This window comes from Mesorhizobium sp. WSM4836 (assembly GCF_055811815.1).
This window is the reverse complement of record NZ_JBVVQF010000002.1, coordinates 359161-376070: the sequence shown is the minus strand read 5'-3', so window position 1 is coordinate 376070 and position 16910 is coordinate 359161. Positions and strand designations below refer to the sequence as shown.

Here is a 16910-nt window from a genome sequence, read left to right as displayed (position 1 = left end):
GAGCGGGACGCGCCGATCAGGCGCCGGACGGGGTCTCTTCCAGCTCCGCGATGGCCTTGGTCTGGATAGTCATCACGTTGCCGCGCCAGTGGACGGCGCCACTCAGCCATCCGCGCGCCCATATCGCGGGCAGCATGCAGTCGCGAACCATCATCGCCGGGATTGTGCGCAGCGACAGGTGCCATCCCTTGGCCGAAGCCAGGGCGCATTCCGGCAGGTAAGCCGCCGCCAGCACGACGATGGCGGTTGCTGGCAGGCTGACGCCTGCGTCAGCCGCGGCGATCAGCGCAAGCACCAGTGGTGGCGCCGCGCCGATTAGAATCTCGGGGGCAAAGAACAGTGCAAAGGTGACGCGGCGCAGCCGCGCCCAGCGCGCCTGCCGCGACCAGATGTCGCCGAGCGTGCGCCGGCCGAGCGGCTGTTCGAAGGGCGAGGCGACAAGATTGACCCGCAGTCCGAGCCCGTTGACCAGCTTGGTCGCGGCGGCGTCCTCGGCGATCTCGGCAGCAAGCGCGCAGATGCCGCCATTGGCATCGAGCACCGGCTTGTTCCACAACATGCTCTTGCCTTGGGCGAAGCCGAGGCCGAGCGCCTCTCCAGCATACTGCCAGCGAGCCTGCAGCGTGTTGAGAAAGGCGCATTCGACCTCCCCCCAGAAGCCGTCCGGCCGCGAGCCGATCGGCGTCGAGCAGACGAGGCCGGTGTCGTGCCGCCACGCGGCTATCAGGTGCTGGACATAATCTCTCGGCATAAGCACGTTGGAATCGGCAAGGATGACCCAGCGATAATGCGCCGCCTCCCAACCCTTCACGCAATTGTTGAGTTTTGGATTGCCGCTGATGCGGTCGTCACCGACCAGAAGGCGGGCGCGAATAGCTGGAAAGCGCACCATTGCGGCGGTGATCGGCTTGACCACCGGGTCGTCGGCATGGGCGACGCAGAAGATGAGTTCGTAGCGCGGCCAGTCGAGTGAGAAGGCGCGCTCCAGCGTCTCTTCGGCAAACGGCTCGACGCCGCGCGCCGGAATGATGATCGATACCGGCGGCGCGTTGGCCGCGGGCGGTTCGATCCTGCCTGGTCGCTTCAGCTTCAGCGAAGCTAACAGGATGCTGGCGAGATTTGAAAGAAGGAGGGCTATGGAAAGGAGGGCGGCTGCGAATGTCGGTTCCATCGAGATCTGGTCACTCCAGAAATGCCGGCCGCATGACGGCCGTTTTCAACAATTCGACAGAACGCTGAGTCGCCCGGCACAAGCCTGCACACCATCATTGTCATGTGTCACTTAAATGACATTGTTTTTCGGCACCTGCGCTTGAATCGGGCAAGGAGATGACGCGCATCGTTGATCAAACTGCGCTGAGCGTCGAAAGTTCCATCTACATTGCTTTGGAGCAGTTTGTGTACAGCGCCGTCACCCGCAACATCGAAGTGCAGGTCAGGCCGTTCTATCTGGAGGATCACTCCGACCCGCCGCAAAACCGCTATGTCTGGGGCTACCAGGTAACCATCGATAATCAGTCGGATGAGTTCGTGCAGCTTCTGTCGCGCTACTGGCACATCACCGACGGCACCGGCAAGGTCGAGGAAGTGCGCGGCCCCGGGGTCGTCGGCGAGCAACCCGGACTCAACCCCGGTGACAGTTATCAGTATACGTCCGGATGCCCGCTCTCGACCCCGTCCGGCATCATGGTCGGGCACTACACAGTGCGCACCAAACGGGGCGAGACGTTCGACGTCGCCATCCCCGCCTTCTCGCTCGACTTGCCGGGAATGCGGCGCACCGTCAATTGACGGCCGTCATCCGGCCGCTGCAAACTCCGCCGGGTCGAAGTCATATTGCTTCGAGCAGAATTCGCAGGCGACGTGAATGCTGCCGTCCTCGGTGCTGTCCCTGATCTCCTGGGCGGAAAAGCCTTCGAGGATGCCGCGGATCTTCTCCCTCGAGCATGAGCACTGGTCGGCGACCGGCACGCCGCCGAAAACGCGGACGCCATGCTCGTGGAAAAGCCGGTAAAGCAGCCGTTCGGCGCCGATCGTCGGATCGATCAGCTCGGTCGGTTCAATGGTACCAAGCAGCGCCAGCAGCTCCTGCCAGGAATTGTCGGTCGGGTCGTGGATTTCCTCACGCGGATCGCCATCGCCACCAGGAAGGTCGGGTACGCGCATGCGCTCCGCCGACTGCGGCAGGAATTGTGCCAGCAGGCCACCGGCCCGCCATTGCTCGCGGGCACCGCCGACGCCGGGCGTCAGAAGCTTGGCAACCGAAAGCCGGAGGTCGGTCGGAATCTGCTCCGACTGGCGGAAATAGGTGCGTGCGGCATCTTCCAGCGTGACGCCGTCGAGCTGGACGATGCCCTGGTAGCGTTGCGTGTGAGCGCCCTGATCGATGGTCAGCGCCAGGACGCCGCTGCCGAGCAGCGTCTGCGGTGACGTCTCGCCTGCAGAAGTCAAAGCCTGCAGCCGGTCGGCATCGAAGCGGGCATAAGCGCGAAGCGCGTGCGGCGTGGAGAAATCGGCGACCAGCATGTCGACCGGCCCGTCGGTGCGGGTCTGCAAAATGAACTTGCCCTCGAACTTCAGCGAAGTTCCGAGCAATACCGTCAGCACACAGGCTTCGGCCAGGAGCCGGGCGACCGGCTCGGGATAGTCGTGGCGGCTGAGAATAGCGTCGAGCATCGGCCCGAGCTGGACGGTGCGGCCGCGCACGTCGAGCGGGCCGACCTCGAACGGCACGACGTGGTCGTCGCCGGCGTAGCCGAATTCGCCGAGCTTGGGTTTATGTTCAGCCAATTGATGAGTTTCCAACATGACAAAGCTCCGGGGCGCGGCGATGCCGCCCTCCGGGGCGCATGCGACGAGACGCGCTCGATTTGCGTGATGCGCCTGAGATAGGCACCACACACTTCCGGATCAAGGCGGCGCGGATCAGGCCGGCCCGGATCACCGCGGCCCGTATCAAGCGCCCAGGCACCAGGCCAAGACCGCCTTCTGGGCATGGAGCCGGTTCTCGGCCTCATCGAACACCACCGAATGCGGTCCGTCGATCACCTCGTCGGTAACCTCCTCACCGCGATGCGCCGGCAGACAGTGCATGAACAGCGCGTCCGGTTTGGCTTTCGCCATCAGTGCCGCATTGACCTGATAGGGCAAAAAGACATTGTGGCCGCGGGCACGGTGCTCCTGGCCCATCGACACCCAGCAATCGGTGACGATACAGTCGGCCTCGTGAACGGCCTCCTCGGGCGAACGGGTGAATTTCAGCTTGCCGCCATTGGCTTTCGACCAGTCGACATGCTTCTGAGCCGGTTCGCTGCCCTCGGGCACGGCGACATTCAGCTTGAAGCGGAACCGCGCAGAAGCCTCCAGCAGCGAATGCAGCACGTTGTTGCCGTCGCCGGTCCAGGCGATCGTCTTGCCGGCCACCGGACCGCGGTGCTCTTCGAAGGTCATGATATCGGCCATCAGCTGGCAGGGATGGGTCTCGTCGGTCAGCCCGTTGATGACAGGGACCGTAGCGTTTTCCGTCAGTTCCAGCAGCCGGTCATGCGAAGTGGTTCGGATCATGATGGCATCGACATAGCGCGACAGCACCTTGGCCGTGTCTGCTATGGTCTCGGAACGGCCAAGTTGCATCTCGGTGCCAGTCAGCATGATCGTCTCGCCACCCAACTGCCGCATGCCGACGTCGAACGACACGCGCGTGCGCGTCGACGGCTTGTCGAAGATCATCGCCAGCACCTTGCCTTCGAGCGGCTTGCTGCGTTCGCCGGCCTTGAGCCTTGCCTTCCGCACAGCTGCGTCGTCGAGCATGAAGCGCAGATCGCCTTCGGAAACGGCGGAAAGATCGGTGAAATGGCGAAGGGACATCAGGAATTCCAGGATTACTTCGCAGCGGCAGCGACGATGGCATCCGCCAGGCTCTTGGCGCCGGCACGAATGCGCTCGAGCGCTTGGTGGATCTCGGCATCGGTGACGGTGAGAGGCGGCAGCAGGCGGATAACGTTGTCGCCGGCCGGAACCGTCAAGAGATGCTGGTCACGCAGTGCCACCGTGACTTTGGTGTTGGGCATCGCGCATTTAAGCCCAAGCATCAGGCCGGTGCCCCTGATGCTTTCGATAACGTCCGGAAATTCGTCGGCGACGCCGGCGAGCCCCTGCTTCAACAGCAGGGCCTTGCGCCGGACGTCCTCGAGGAAGCCGTCTTCCAGCACCACGTCGAGCACGGCGTTGCCGACCGCCATCGCCAGCGGATTGCCACCGAAGGTGGTGCCGTGCACGCCGGCGGTCATGCCGACCGCTGCCTCGTCGGTGGCGAGGCAGGCACCCATCGGGAAGCCGCCGCCGATGCCCTTGGCCACCGCCATGAGGTCGGGTGTGATACCCGCCCACTCATGCGCGAACAGCTTTCCGGTGCGGCCGACGCCGCATTGGACCTCGTCGAAAATCAGGAGCAGCCCGTGCTGATCGCAGAGCTGCCTGAGCCGCTTCAGCGACTGCGTCGGCACTTGCCTGATGCCGCCTTCGCCTTGCACTGGCTCGATCAGGATCGCCGCGGTTTCGGGCGTAATCGCCCGTTCGGCGGCATCCATATCGTCGAAGCCGACCTGGTCGAAGCCTTCGACCTTGGGGCCGAAACCTTCCAGGTATTTGTATTGGCCGCCGGCGGCGATGGTCGCCAGGGTGCGGCCGTGGAAGGCGCCTTCGAAGGTGATTGTGCGGTAGCGCTCGGGATGGCCCTTGACGAAGTGGTAGCGCCGCGCCGTCTTGATGGCGCATTCGAGCGCCTCGGCGCCTGAATTGGTGAAGAACACCTTGTCGGCGAAGCTGGCGTCGGCCAGCCGCTCGCCGAGCCGGCTCTGTCCCGGAATCTCGTACAGATTGGAGACGTGCCAGAGCTTGGCGGCCTGCTCGGTGAGGGCCGCGACCAGATTCGGATGGCTGTAGCCCAACGAATTCACGGCGATGCCGCCGGCGAAGTCGAGATATCGCTCGCCCTTGTCGGTGACCAGCCAGGTGCCTTCACCGTGGTCGAAAGCCAGGGGTGCGCGAACAAAGGTCTCGAAAAGCGCCGAACCGCTCATTATATGCGTCTCCGGAACCGGAAAAATCAAAAAGCCGCCAAAGCGGCGGCCCTTGTGGCTTATCGTTTTTTTCGGCCGTGAAGTCAACGAAAAGGTCGCGCAAGGACGTGCGGCAAGCCCTTCAGCATAACGCCGGCTCATAAGCGACCGGGCAAGTTGGGGAAAACCGAAAAAACCGATTCGTGCTGGCCTTGGGACTCTTGTCACCGAGTCAGCGCATAAGGTAATTGTAGTAGAGAAATAACTAGATTTCGTGCGGCGGACCTAATCACCCGATATATGTGGTGTCTGCCCGGCAGAAGCCGGGTCGGGAATGGATTCCGATTGCCGCACGTTTCAGCAGGAGCGCGGTCTCATGAACTGGACTGACGAGCGAGTCGAACTTCTCAGAAAACTGTGGTCGGAGGGTCTCAGCGCCAGCCAGATCGCCGCACAGCTTGGCGGGGTCAGCCGCAATGCGGTCATCGGCAAAGTGCACCGGCTGAAACTGTCCGGTCGCGGACGCACGACCGCCTCACCGGCACGCCAGAAGAAGACGGTACAGGGATCGACGATCCAGAAATCGGTGTCGCGGGCAGCAAGCGCCACGCGTCATGCCACCACGTCGATGTCGATCGGTGCGACCGCGCTCAAGGCACAGTTCGATGCCGAACCGGTGGCGCGCCACTATATTCGCCCGGTCGAGAACGTCGTCGTGCCGATCTCGCGGCATCTGCAACTCGTCGAGCTGAACGAGCGCACCTGCAAATGGCCGAATGGCGATCCGCTTTCGGAAGATTTCCATTTCTGCGGCAACGACGCCGCCGAAACCGGGCCCTACTGCAAGTACCACGCCCGCGTGGCGTTTCAGCCGGCATCGGAGCGGCGGCGGAGCAGATAGTAGGGGGGAGTAGGGCAGTAGGTAAGGATTAGGGCTTTTGCGAGTGCGGTCCTTGGCAATTTACTACATACTGCCCTACTCCCTTACTCCCCTACTCCCCTCTCTTCACAGCCATCCATTCTTGCGAAACCGCCAGTAAAGAAAAGTGCAGATCAGCGCAATTGTCGCCAGGACGGCCGGGTAGCCATATTCCATCCTCAGTTCCGGCATGTCGCTGAAATTCATGCCGTAAATGCCGGCAAATGCCGTCGGCACCGCCAAGATGGCGGCCCATGAGGCAAGCTTTTTGGAGATCGCCGTCTCCTGGCTTTGACCGACCAGAAGGCTCGCCTCGAAGGCGAAGGCGAGAACCTCACGCAGGCTGTCGATCTTTTCCTGGACAGTGCGGATGTGGTCGGTGACGTCGCGAAACAGCGGGTGCATGGCTGTGTGGATTTGCGGCAGATCGGCGCTGGTGAGCCGTCGGCAGACCTCCACCAGCGGCAGGGCCGCGTTACGCAGGCGCAAGAGATCGCGGCGCAGCATATAAAGCCGTTCGATATCGGAGCCGGTCATCGGTTTCAGCAGAACCTTGTCCTCGATCGCCTCGACCTCGTTTTCGATCTGCTCGAGCACCGGCATGTAGTTGTCGACGATGAAATCGAGAATGGCGTAGAGGACGAAATCCTCGCCCTTGGCGAGGGAATGCGGGCAGCTTTCCCAGTGCTGGCGAACGGCGGCGTAGGAGGTCGACGGGCCATGCCTGACGCTGACGATGTAGCCGGCGCCGACAAACAGATGCGTCTCGCCGAAGGTGACACGGCTGTCGATTAGCTGCGCCGTGCGGGCAACGATGAACAGGGCATCACCATATTGCTCGATCTTCGGCCGTTGGTGCGGATGCTCGGCGTCCTCGATTGCCAGTTCATGCAGATGGAATTGCGCCTGGACGCGCAGCAACAAATTGCGGTCGGGCTCCAGCAGTCCGATCCAGACGACATGGCCCGGCTTCCCGGCCCATTCGCCGGCTTCCTCGATCGGTATGTCGGCGATGCGCCGCCCAGCCGTATAGACGCCGCAAGCGATTATGCCCGACATCGGCGGCGCGGGAGCAAACTCGCGAACATATTCCATCGCAGCCTCCTGAAGGCCGGGCCTTCGTCGCGGAACTGAGAAGTCGGCGCGTCGAAAGCTTAGCGCAATTGTCTCTCAGGTGGCGAATCCGAAATTCGCATCGGCGGGGAGAGAACTCACTTCGCTGGTTGCGTTGCGGGAAGAATAATCTTGTCCGTCTTGTCGCCCTTCGGACGATCGGCCGGCATCTGATCGCCGGTGACGATATAGTAGATCGTCTCGGCGATGTTGGTGGCGTGGTCGCCGATGCGCTCGATGTTCTTGGCGCAAAACAGGAGATGTGTGCAGGGCGTGATGTTGCGTGGGTCTTCCATCATGTAGGTCAGCAACTCGCGAAACAGCGAGGTGTACATGGCGTCGATCTGGTCGTCGCGGTCGCGTACGAAACCGATTTTTTCCACCGACCGCGATGCGTAGACGTCGAGTACTTCCTTGAGCTGCGTCAATGCCAGATGGGCCAAAGCCTCGAGGCCGCGGAACAGGCTGTTCGGCTGGCGCCCGTCGGCGACGGCAACCACGCGCTTCGCGACGTTCTTGCCGAGATCGCCTACCCGTTCGAGGTCCGCCGAAATGCGGATCGCGCCCACGATCTCGCGCAGATCCGTCGCCATCGGCTGGCGCTTGGCGATGATGATGATCGCCTTGTCGTCGATCTCGCGTTGCCCCTCATCCAGAACCAGGTCGTCTCGAATGACTTTCTGGGCAAGCCCCGGATCCGCATTGACCAGCGCCGCGACTGCCTGCTCGACCATGCGCTCGGCATGCCCGCCCATCGCCGCGATGCGCTTCGACAGATATTTCAGCTCCTCGTCATAGGCGCTGACGATGTGGACGGACTGCATGGACGAATGCCTTCCCAGAGTCTTCTGGTTGAGTCGCTCCCTCGAATCCCCGCTGATACGCTAGCCGGATGACAGAAAAAAGAAACGGCCCATTATGTGCTAGAGATGGTACCGCGTCAGCGAGCCGGCAAATGGACCGTGAACGCCGCGCCCTTGCCGACCTCCGACCTGATGAAGAGCCTGGCGTTGTGGCGCGTCAGGATATGCTTCACGATGGACAGGCCAAGGCCGGTGCCCTTTTGGGTCCGGCTGTTCTCGACGTCGACGCGGTAGAAGCGCTCGGTGATGCGCGGGATGTGCTCTTCGGGGATGCCGGGGCCGAAATCCCTGATGGTGACGTCGATGCCCGGTTCGGGATCGCTGTCGCTGCGCGTGATCGACACTACGACGCGTCCGCCCGACTGACCGTATTTGCAGGCGTTTTCCAGCAGATTTTCGAAGACCTGGAAAAGCTCGTCCCGATCGCCGGGCACGTCGAGCGGCCCTTCCGCGAAATCACGCTCGATGACGACGCCGTTTTCCTTGGCGAGCGGCCCAAGCGAATCGATGACGCTGTCGATGGCCTGGCGCAGGTCGACCTCGGTTCCCGGCTTGAAATAGGGCTTCATCTCCAGGCGCGACAGCGACAGAAGGTCGTCGATGAGGCGCGCCATGCGGCTGGTCTGGTTCTGCATGATCTGCAGGAACTGCTCGCGCGCCGCGGGGTCGTTGCGGGCCGGCCCGCGCAGCGTCTCGATGAAGCCGGCAATCGAGGCGAGAGGCGTGCGCAGCTCGTGGCTGGCATTGGCAATGAAATCGGCGCGCATTCTGTCGATCCGGCGCGCCTCACTCTGGTCCTTGAACACCAGCACGTAGAGATCCGTGGCATGGCCGACAGAAGACGCGCTCACCCGATAGGCTCGTTCGACCGGCAGCTTTTCTATGTAGTCGACGCTGTCCGAAGCGAGGTTGCCCGCCAAGATACTATCCAGCAACGCCTGCATTTCCGGCGCGCGGAATTTCAGCGACAGCGACATGCCGGGGGCAATCCCGCCAAAGGCGGCAAAGGCGGCGGCGTTGGCATGGACCATGGCGGCGGAGCGATCGAAAATGATCAGCGGATCGGCAACCGCCGCCGCGAGATATTCGCCGGAAAGCCGTTGCAGCCCGCTCGACTCGATGGCCGCGGCATTTTCGGTCGATTGGCGCGCGACGCCGGCCGGCAGCACCGCAGCGGCAACCAGCATGGCGCCAGCCAGCAGCACCACGTAGCCGGACATGCCGGCAAAACCATAGACCATCAGCACCGCAACGAGGCCGGCCGCCAGCAGCCAGCGGCTGTTCCACAGCCGCATGGCGGCGGCTTGCGTCCTGCCTTTCCGCTCTGTGCCGATGTCGGCCATTTGCGCTCCGTCTGCGGCGACTTCAAGAACTTCCTGTTGGACCGGCGCTAGAGCGCAGTGCGTCCAATTGGACGCACAAAGGACGCTCTACCGTTTGTCTGCTGCATCGTTCTTTCCGAAAATCGATTCCGATTTTCGGGCCCGATGCAGTAAGGCTCCCAATAGCATGAGTTCGGAAGCTGGAAAGGTTCGTCGCGATGAAAAACGCCAAGGAAAGCCCCGCCGCACCCTTATCGGGACCGCTGAAGATCATCATCGACGGCAAGGAGAGGAAGTTCGACATTGAAGCCCCGACGCTTCCCGACTGGGTCGAGGACCGCAAACTCACCGCCGGCGGCTATCCTTACGACAAGAAGATGAAGGGCGAGGAGTATAACGAGAGGTTAGAGAAGCTGCAGATCGAGCTGGTCAAGGCGCAGGCGTGGCTGCAGTCGACAGGCAAGCGGGTAATGTCGCTGTTCGAGGGGCGCGACGCTGCCGGCAAGGGCGGCACGATCTTCGTTTTGCGCCAGTATCTGAACCCTCGCACGGCGCGCAACGTGGCGCTGACCAAGCCAACACCCACCGAGCTTGGGCAATGGTACTTCCAGCGCTACGTCGACCACTTCCCGACGTCGGGCGAATTCGTCACCTTCGATCGCTCCTGGTACAACCGCGCCGGCGTTGAACCGGTGATGGGATTCTGCACGCCCGAACAGCACGAGCAATTTCTGGACGAGGTTCCGCATTTCGAACGGATGATCCGCAACGAGGGCATCCATTTCTTCAAATTCTGGCTGAACATCGGCCGGGAAACGCAGCTCGAGCGGTTCCACGACCGTCGCTGGAGCCCGCTGAAGAGCTGGAAGTTTTCGCCGATCGACATCGCCGGCATCACCAAATGGGACGACTACACCAAGGCGCGCGACCTGATGGTCGAACGCACGCACAAGGAGTTCGCGCCCTGGATCATTGTGCGGGCGAACGACAAACGGCGCGCGCGGCTGGCCGTCATGCAGCGCATTCTCCTTTCGCTTCCCTATGACGGCCGCGACCTCGACGTCATCGGCAAGGAGGACAAGAAGATCATCGGCGAAGGGCCGACTTTCCTCGAAAAATAAGCTCACCTCGCCGATACGCGGCTCTCATGCCGCCAGCCGGGCAATCCGCTGCAGTCGCTTCAGCGTGGTGTCGTCCTGCAGCGCCTGCTGGAAAAGCGAGATCTCCTGGTCGATGCGGTCGCAGAGCGCGCCGGTGTCGCCCCTAAGCAGGTCGCGCGTCTGCTGCAGCGCCGAGACAGGCTTCTTGGCGAGTTGCCTGGCTCTTGCCAACGTAGCTTCCTCGACGCTCCCGTCCGTCACGATCTCGCCGACAAGGCCCAGTGCCCTGGCATCTTCTGCGGCGAGCGTGTCGCCCAGGCAGAAGAAGCGGAACGCCCCGGCATAGCCGAGCTTCTGCGGCGCCAGAATGCTGGTGGCCGCGTCCGGCACCAGGCCGAAATCGACGAACGGCACCCGAAACGTACTCTTGCTCGACGCGATCACCATGTCGCAGTGGAACAGGATGGTGCAGCCGACGCCGACGGCGTCGCCCTCGACACAGGCAAGGACCGGTTTCGGGAACGTCGCCAGCGTGCGGAACATATCGGTGACGGCGTCGATCAGTCGCCGATGTTTGGTGGCGTCGAGAAATTCGGAGAAGTCGGCACCGAGGCAGAAGCATCCGGCCAGGCCGCGCAGGACCACGACGCGGACGTCGTCGTCGACAGCGGCTTCATGGAATGTCCTGGCCAGGCTTTCATAGGCCCGCCTGTCCAGCACCGGGCGGCCGTCACCCGACGATACCGTGACGATCAGCGTGTGATTGCGGAATTCTGCTTTTGAGTGAACGTTCATGGCCTCTCTCCAATCTCACGAGGCGCGTCTCTGTCCGAGCATGTCCGGGTACCCTCTGGCCAGCACCGGCGCAAAATGGTTGCGGCGCGAACGCACCACGTCTAGCGTGTGCTCGTTGAAGGTGAGCAGTGTGGCAACCACTTGCTGGTTGCCATAGGTACGCTGGTAACCGAGCGGCGTTGCCAGGAAATGCAGCTGCAGCGCGCGAAGCACCCACATCGGCTCGAATTCGATAATCACCTGGTTGACGTTGCGCTTCAGACCCCACTCGACGAAGCCAGCGATCAGCTCCGTGCCCACCGTCGACACGCCGCGCCGGCCGTCGCGGAACCCCGGCGCAACCGCATAGCGGGTCAGTTCATAGACATTCGGGCCCGACGGTGGCGTCCCCTCATAAAGGTCCGCCAGCACATCGGTTAGAAGATGTGCCCGGGTCGTCGGCAACATCCGCTGGTAACCGGCGAGCTCGCCATTGCGGATGACGATCTGGTGCACTGCCTCGTCGTGGTCGAATTGATCGATCTCGAGGCCATCAGGGCGCTGCAGATCGGTCCATCCCATCTCTTCGACGAAAACTCTGTAACGCAAACGATGAACTGCCTCCCAGAGGTCGGGCCGTTCCATCAATTCCTGGGTCGTGAGGGAAAAAAGCATTTGCCGTCTCCTGGTTTCAATAAGAAGATACGGCCGTGCTTTCCCGAAAAAATTACGCGATCGCGTAGGCAAGAATTTCTAGGCCGGCGCGGCCGACCTAGTTAATATAGCCGCGCCTTATCGCCTCCGCGACGGCCTGGACCCGGTTGACGGCACCGAGTTTGCTTTTGGCGTTAAGAAGGTGTTTCTCCGACGTGTGTTCCGAAATGCCGAGAATTTGTGAAATCTCCCATTCGGACTTGCCAACGGCGGCCCATTGCAGGCACTCGCGCTCACGCGGAGTCAATTCGACATGGTCGATGGTTTTGCCCGCCATGGTGTGGAGCTGCATGGCGCGGCCAATCGCATAAGTCGAGACCAGCGACACCAGCCCGAATTCGGCGCCCGACAATTCGACAGCCTCGCCGCCTAGCGACACCATGACGATCTGGCCATCGAGCGTGATTAGCGGGAAGGCCAACCCATCGCGCAGCTTGAATTCGCCAGCGTCACCCATGACGTCGCCGCCGCTCTTGCCAATACGGATGCCCTGAGACGCTTCCCGCCACTGGAATGGCGCTTGAAGCTGCTTCATGTGACTGACGACAGGGTCGTGGTCGACATAGTTGCGCGCAACGTAGCGCTCAAGCCATTCAGCCGGCCAGTCGCAAAGCAGCACGTGGTCCTTTTGCTGGTTTCTCGGCGTGCCAGGTTGCGGAACCGTCCCGGCCATCAGCGCCGTCAGCCCGAACCCGCTTGTTACCCCCAGCAGCTTTTCGCAGACGGCGGCGGCTGTGCCGGCGTGCTGCAACTGATCTATCAACTCCAATGTACGATCGAAATGACCCATCGCAACATCTACCCCATGTTGCCTTCCACTCTTGAGGCCAATGGCAGTGATCAACCCGCACCACGCCGTCAACCCCGGACTGCAAAGCTGCCTCCCCTATGCGTCCTACTGCTCCTCTTCAGCCGGCATCACACAGTCATTTGCAAACTCACTAAACAATATCCCTAAATCGTCATGATGAAACCAAAAACCGTTGTGCCTGGGTTATTTTCGTACAAAAACCTGTGTTATTTCGTACTAAGTCGGGGCAAGACCGGACGGAGTCGTCGCGTGGCGTTTCGGCGCATATCCATTTCATTCATCTCCATATTGATCGGAGCGCAATCGCTTGCCGCTGCTGCGCTCGCCGCGGAGCCGCAGGTGCCGATGTTTTGGGACGCCAAGGAGCGGCTGCCGAAGCCGGACCTTTCGATGCTGCCGCGGCTGAGATTCCTGACCACCACGGATTTCCCGCCGTTCAATTTCCTCGATGGGGCAGGCCGGCTGTCGGGCTTCCATGTCGACCTGGCGCGCGCCATCTGCGCGGAGCTCGGCATTGCCGAGAAATGCCAGATCCAGGCGCTGCCCTGGGCCGAGCTCGACGGTGCACTCGGCAAAGGCGAAGGCGAAGCGATCATCGCCGGCATCGCCGTGACGCCGGAGTCGCGGTCGAAACACGCATTTTCACGCTCATACCTGCAATTTCCGGCACGCTTCATCATGCTGAAGACACAGGCGCTGACCGAACCAATGTTCGACAGGCTGCGCGGCAAGCGTGTCGGCGTGATAGCCGGTTCCGCGCATGATCGGATGCTGCGCGATTATTTCGGCAACGTCCAAATCGTCCCCTTCGCGAAGCCGGAGGAGCTTTATGGCAAGCTGAAAGCCGGCAAGATCGATGCCGTTTTCGGCGACGGCATGCGTTTCGCGTTCTGGCTCGGCGGTTCCGATGCGGCGGGCTGCTGCCGTTTTGCCGGCGGCCCCTATCTGGCGCCCGAATATCTCGGCTCAGGCATGGCAATCGCCACTAGGGCCGACGATCCGGCACTGGCCGCCGCATTCGACTACGCGCTGCAGGAGATTTCGGTGAAAGGCATGTTCGCCGAGTTCTATCTGCGCTATTTTCCGGTCAGCTTTTTCTGAGCTTGGCTGCCGGCTTCAGGTTAGCGTGCGAAGGCGGGCCTTGGCGGCTCGGGCAATGGCGGCGACCGTCAGCGCATCGAGGTCGAGTTCCCGGCGGACGAGCTGCAACACGCGCACCTCCTCCAGGCGCATTTCGAGATCGACGGCTGCGACCTCGAAGGCGGCCGCATACGCGGTGTCACGCAGGCGTTCGGGCAGCGCCTCGGCGACACGCGCCAGGACGCCCTCCAGCCCGTCCTTTTCATGCAGCATTTTCTGGCAGGCCTGGGCGACCTCGACCAGCCGCTCCTGGTTGAAATCCTCAAACACCGGCCAGGATCGAACGACGTCGCCGATCCGTGCCAGTTCGACGTCGGTCATGTCGCGGTCTGACGCCGAGGTGATGACCATCAGGTAGATCATGGCTTCGTGTGGCGACAATGGCATTTACAACTCCTTGAGATGGTCCCGAAGTTAGGAACGAGGGACCGGCGCCGCAAGGAAAAACAGCGGCCATCGTTGGCAGCACTCGGTCGCGCCTGGAACTTGATCCATCCCGACCAGTTGGGACGGGCTCTTAATCTTCTTGCCTGATCACCGTCCTGCCCGGAAACCGGGTTCCACTTTTCGGGATCATGGTCTAGAGCATGCGGCTGCCGGCATTGGATGCCGGCAAAGTTGCAGGAATAGCATCATGGCCGAACAACAGCCGATCGATCTCAGCCCGGAAGTCCTCACCGCCGCCTCTGAAAGCAAGGCGTGGCCGTTCGAGGAAGCGAAAAAGATCGTCGCTCGCTACGCCAGCAGCGGCTACCCGGAAACAGTGCTGTTTGAGACCGGCTACGGCCCGTCAGGGCTGCCGCATATCGGCACGTTCGGCGAGGTGGCGCGCACATCCATGGTGCGCCACGCCTTTCGCGTGCTGACCGAAGACAAGGTCAAGACGCGGCTGCTGTGCTTCTCCGACGACATGGACGGATTGCGCAAGGTGCCGGACAATGTGCCTAACAAGGACATGCTGCGCGCCTATCTCGGCAAGCCGCTGACCAGGATACCGGACCCTTTCTCCAATGAGTATCCGTCGTTCGGCGCTGCCAATAACGCACGGCTGCGCGCATTCCTCGACCGTTTCGGCTTCGATTACGAATTCGCTTCCTCGACCGACTATTATACTTCCGGCCGCTTCGACGCGACGCTGCTCAAGATGCTCGAGCGCTTTGATAAGGTGATGGCAATTATGCTGCCGTCGCTGCGCGAGGAGCGGGCGCTGAGCTATTCGCCCTTCCTGCCGATCCATCCCAAGACCGGCATCGTCATGCAAGTCGCGATCGACGAGCGCAAGCTCGACGCCGGCACCATCGTGTGGCGCGACCCGGTCACCGGCGAGCGCTTCGAGACGCCGGTGACCGGCGGTCACGCCAAGCTGCAATGGAAGCCAGATTGGGCGATGCGCTGGGCAGCACTCGGCGTCGATTACGAGATGTCCGGCAAGGATCTGATCGATTCCGTCAAGCTCGCCGGGCAGATTTGCCGCGCGCTCGATGCTCCGGCACCGGAGGGCTTCAATTATGAGTTGTTCCTCGACGAGCACGGCCAGAAGATCTCGAAGTCGAAGGGCAATGGGCTGACCATCGACGAGTGGCTGACTTACGCGCCGACCGAGAGCCTTAGCCTTTATATGTTCCAGCGCCCGCGAACCGCGAAGAAGCTTTATTTCGACGTCATCCCGAAGGCGGTAGACGAATATTACACGTTCCTCTCTGCCTATCAGAGGCAGGACTGGAAGGAGCGGCTGGGCAATCCGGTCTGGCACATGCATGACGGCAATCCCCCGGCAGTCGACCTGCCGGTGCCGTTCTCGCTGCTGCTCAACCTGGTCAGCGCCTCGAATGCCCAAAACAGGAGCGTGCTGTGGGGTTTCATTTCGCGCCACGCGCCGGGTGTGACGCCGACGACCCATCCCGAGCTCGACCGGCTGGCCGAATATGCCATCCGCTATTTCGACGATTTCGTGAAGCCGGCCAAAGTGTACCGTGCTGCCGACGCGGTCGAGCGGGAGGCGCTGACCAAGCTTTCGGAAGCGCTCGCCGCGCTGCCGGCTGATGCCGACAGCGAGGCGATCCAGAACGCTGCCCTCAATGTTGCGCGCAAGATCGAGCGCTACCAGGATCATTCCAAGCAAAGCCCGGAGGGCGGACCCGGCGTCTCCGTCGCCTTCTTCCAGATGATCTATCAGGTGCTGATAGGTCAGGAGCGCGGGCCGCGCTTCGGCTCCTTCGCCGCGCTCTACGGCATTGCCGAAACGCGTGAGCTCATTGAGCGGGCGCTGGCTGGTCAGCTGGCGGCATGAGGACGCCGTCCTGCTCCTTCAGGATCGAGCTCGGCGCTACAGGCGCGGATCGCGACGCAGCCGGGAGCGGCGGCAGGCCTGAAACGCTCGGCGCCGGCCCGAAGACGCCTTTCTTTGCTGCACGCGCCTTCTCGCCGGCTTCTACGTAAGCGCCGCCCTTGGCGGCGCGCGCCCAGCCGTTCTCGACCAGCCATTGGCCGATATCCTGGTTGCCGATCCGGCACTCGGCGGCGATCAGATCACGGCCGCCTTCGGGCGGCACGGCACAGACCACCGCACGACCGCGCAGAAAGGCGCGGAAGGCCGTTCGCGCGCGGATACCACAATTCCAGGACTTGCCGCCGTCGGTGCAAGTCTCCTCCTGCTTGACGATGTCGATACCGGAAACTGCAATCGAATAGCCCTTTCCCTCGATGAGCCCGGCGGCCGACGCGACGGGCTGGAACAGTTTCGTGCCTTTCCAGTCGTCGGGCATTTTCGTTTTTGGCGGCTTGGGCGGTCCGGCCAACGCCAGATCGCTCAACGGGGCTCTCGGCTCGATCCGCTCGAGCTCGTCGGAACCGAGCTGCGGCGGCACCACGATTTCCGGATCGATTGCCCTCGAATGCGCTGCCAGCTTGGCCGGCTCTGGTTTGGGGATGGCCGACGTAGCCGGCGCGGCGGGCTGCGGTTCAGCACTGACCTGGATTTGCTCCCCGGAACCGCCGCTTTCGCTTTGGACGGCGCGGCCGCCGGCGACAATTGCCATGGCCATCGCGGGGATCGCCAAAACAGCCAAGGCAAGGTGAGGCAGACGCACCAGCG

17 protein-coding genes are annotated in these 16910 nt (G+C 62.3%); 5 read left to right on the top strand and 12 right to left on the bottom strand.

Features of this window, described 5'->3' with window-relative positions:
• Positions 1-16: 16 nt before the first annotated feature.
• A complete protein-coding gene (locus tag AC0L2P_RS03985) occupies positions 17-1171 on the bottom strand; it encodes a ceramide glucosyltransferase (protein WP_473499937.1) in 1155 nt (384 codons plus the stop codon).
• Between the two features lie 227 nt (positions 1172-1398).
• Between AC0L2P_RS03985 and apaG the strand changes: the two genes are divergently transcribed.
• Entirely contained in the window at positions 1399-1791 is a 393-nt protein-coding gene (gene apaG / locus AC0L2P_RS03980; RefSeq protein WP_473499982.1) for a Co2+/Mg2+ efflux protein ApaG, read from the top strand.
• 6 nt (positions 1792-1797) lie between these two features.
• Here the strand turns inward: apaG and AC0L2P_RS03975 are convergent, their stop codons facing one another.
• The 3 genes from AC0L2P_RS03975 to AC0L2P_RS03965 all read right to left on the bottom strand — a co-directional run bounded on the left by AC0L2P_RS03975 (position 1798) and on the right by AC0L2P_RS03965 (position 5081).
• Entirely contained in the window at positions 1798-2808 is a 1011-nt protein-coding gene (locus AC0L2P_RS03975; RefSeq protein WP_473499936.1) for an Hsp33 family molecular chaperone, read from the bottom strand.
• A gap of 147 nt (positions 2809-2955) precedes the next feature.
• Complete coding sequence (argF, locus tag AC0L2P_RS03970) at positions 2956-3867, bottom strand: ornithine carbamoyltransferase (protein WP_292659512.1); 912 nt, start codon at positions 3865-3867, stop codon at positions 2956-2958.
• Between the two features lie 14 nt (positions 3868-3881).
• Positions 3882-5081, bottom strand: coding sequence for an acetylornithine transaminase (locus tag AC0L2P_RS03965; protein ID WP_473499935.1), 1200 nt, complete (start codon positions 5079-5081; stop codon positions 3882-3884).
• A gap of 355 nt (positions 5082-5436) precedes the next feature.
• Between AC0L2P_RS03965 and AC0L2P_RS03960 the strand changes: the two genes are divergently transcribed.
• On the top strand, positions 5437-5961 hold the full coding sequence (locus AC0L2P_RS03960; RefSeq protein ID WP_023677348.1) for a GcrA family cell cycle regulator: 525 nt from the start codon (positions 5437-5439) through the stop codon (positions 5959-5961).
• Between the two features lie 105 nt (positions 5962-6066).
• Here AC0L2P_RS03960 and AC0L2P_RS03955 read toward each other — a convergent pair whose 3' ends face one another.
• From AC0L2P_RS03955 to AC0L2P_RS03945, 3 genes are all read right to left on the bottom strand, one after another.
• A complete protein-coding gene (locus AC0L2P_RS03955) occupies positions 6067-7074 on the bottom strand; it encodes a magnesium and cobalt transport protein CorA (RefSeq protein WP_352680454.1) in 1008 nt (335 codons plus the stop codon).
• Between the two features lie 116 nt (positions 7075-7190).
• Positions 7191-7916 (bottom strand): phosphate signaling complex protein PhoU, encoded by a 726-nt coding sequence (gene phoU / locus AC0L2P_RS03950; protein WP_473499934.1) that lies wholly within the window; start codon positions 7914-7916, stop codon positions 7191-7193.
• A gap of 116 nt (positions 7917-8032) precedes the next feature.
• The gene (locus AC0L2P_RS03945) at positions 8033-9298 is read right to left on the bottom strand and encodes a sensor histidine kinase (protein WP_473499933.1); all 1266 of its coding nucleotides are present in this window, start codon (positions 9296-9298) and stop codon (positions 8033-8035) included.
• A gap of 197 nt (positions 9299-9495) precedes the next feature.
• Between AC0L2P_RS03945 and ppk2 the strand changes: the two genes are divergently transcribed.
• Complete coding sequence (gene ppk2 / locus AC0L2P_RS03940; protein WP_473499932.1) at positions 9496-10398, top strand: polyphosphate kinase 2; 903 nt, start codon at positions 9496-9498, stop codon at positions 10396-10398.
• Between the two features lie 24 nt (positions 10399-10422).
• Here ppk2 and AC0L2P_RS03935 read toward each other — a convergent pair whose 3' ends face one another.
• The 3 genes from AC0L2P_RS03935 to AC0L2P_RS03925 all read right to left on the bottom strand — a co-directional run bounded on the left by AC0L2P_RS03935 (position 10423) and on the right by AC0L2P_RS03925 (position 12655).
• The gene (locus AC0L2P_RS03935; protein ID WP_473499931.1) at positions 10423-11172 is read right to left on the bottom strand and encodes an enoyl-CoA hydratase-related protein; all 750 of its coding nucleotides are present in this window, start codon (positions 11170-11172) and stop codon (positions 10423-10425) included.
• A gap of 15 nt (positions 11173-11187) precedes the next feature.
• Positions 11188-11826 (bottom strand): acyl-homoserine-lactone synthase, encoded by a 639-nt coding sequence (locus tag AC0L2P_RS03930; protein WP_023677342.1) that lies wholly within the window; start codon positions 11824-11826, stop codon positions 11188-11190.
• 97 nt (positions 11827-11923) lie between these two features.
• Positions 11924-12655: a helix-turn-helix transcriptional regulator gene (locus AC0L2P_RS03925; protein WP_473499930.1), complete on the bottom strand. Its 732-nt coding sequence runs from the start codon at positions 12653-12655 to the stop codon at positions 11924-11926.
• Between the two features lie 270 nt (positions 12656-12925).
• Between AC0L2P_RS03925 and AC0L2P_RS03920 the strand changes: the two genes are divergently transcribed.
• Complete coding sequence (locus tag AC0L2P_RS03920) at positions 12926-13777, top strand: transporter substrate-binding domain-containing protein (protein WP_473499929.1); 852 nt, start codon at positions 12926-12928, stop codon at positions 13775-13777.
• A gap of 15 nt (positions 13778-13792) precedes the next feature.
• Here AC0L2P_RS03920 and AC0L2P_RS03915 read toward each other — a convergent pair whose 3' ends face one another.
• The gene (locus tag AC0L2P_RS03915; RefSeq protein ID WP_023677339.1) at positions 13793-14203 is read right to left on the bottom strand and encodes a tellurite resistance TerB family protein; all 411 of its coding nucleotides are present in this window, start codon (positions 14201-14203) and stop codon (positions 13793-13795) included.
• Between the two features lie 247 nt (positions 14204-14450).
• On the opposite strand from AC0L2P_RS03915, the gene AC0L2P_RS03910 reads away from it, so the two are divergent.
• Complete coding sequence (locus tag AC0L2P_RS03910) at positions 14451-16106, top strand: lysine--tRNA ligase (RefSeq protein WP_473499928.1); 1656 nt, start codon at positions 14451-14453, stop codon at positions 16104-16106.
• On the opposite strand, the gene AC0L2P_RS03905 is transcribed toward AC0L2P_RS03910, so the two are convergent.
• The gene (locus AC0L2P_RS03905) at positions 16069-16905 is read right to left on the bottom strand and encodes a thermonuclease family protein (protein WP_473499927.1); all 837 of its coding nucleotides are present in this window, start codon (positions 16903-16905) and stop codon (positions 16069-16071) included. The genes AC0L2P_RS03910 and AC0L2P_RS03905 overlap by 38 nt on opposite strands.
• Positions 16906-16910: the final 5 nt, after the last annotated feature.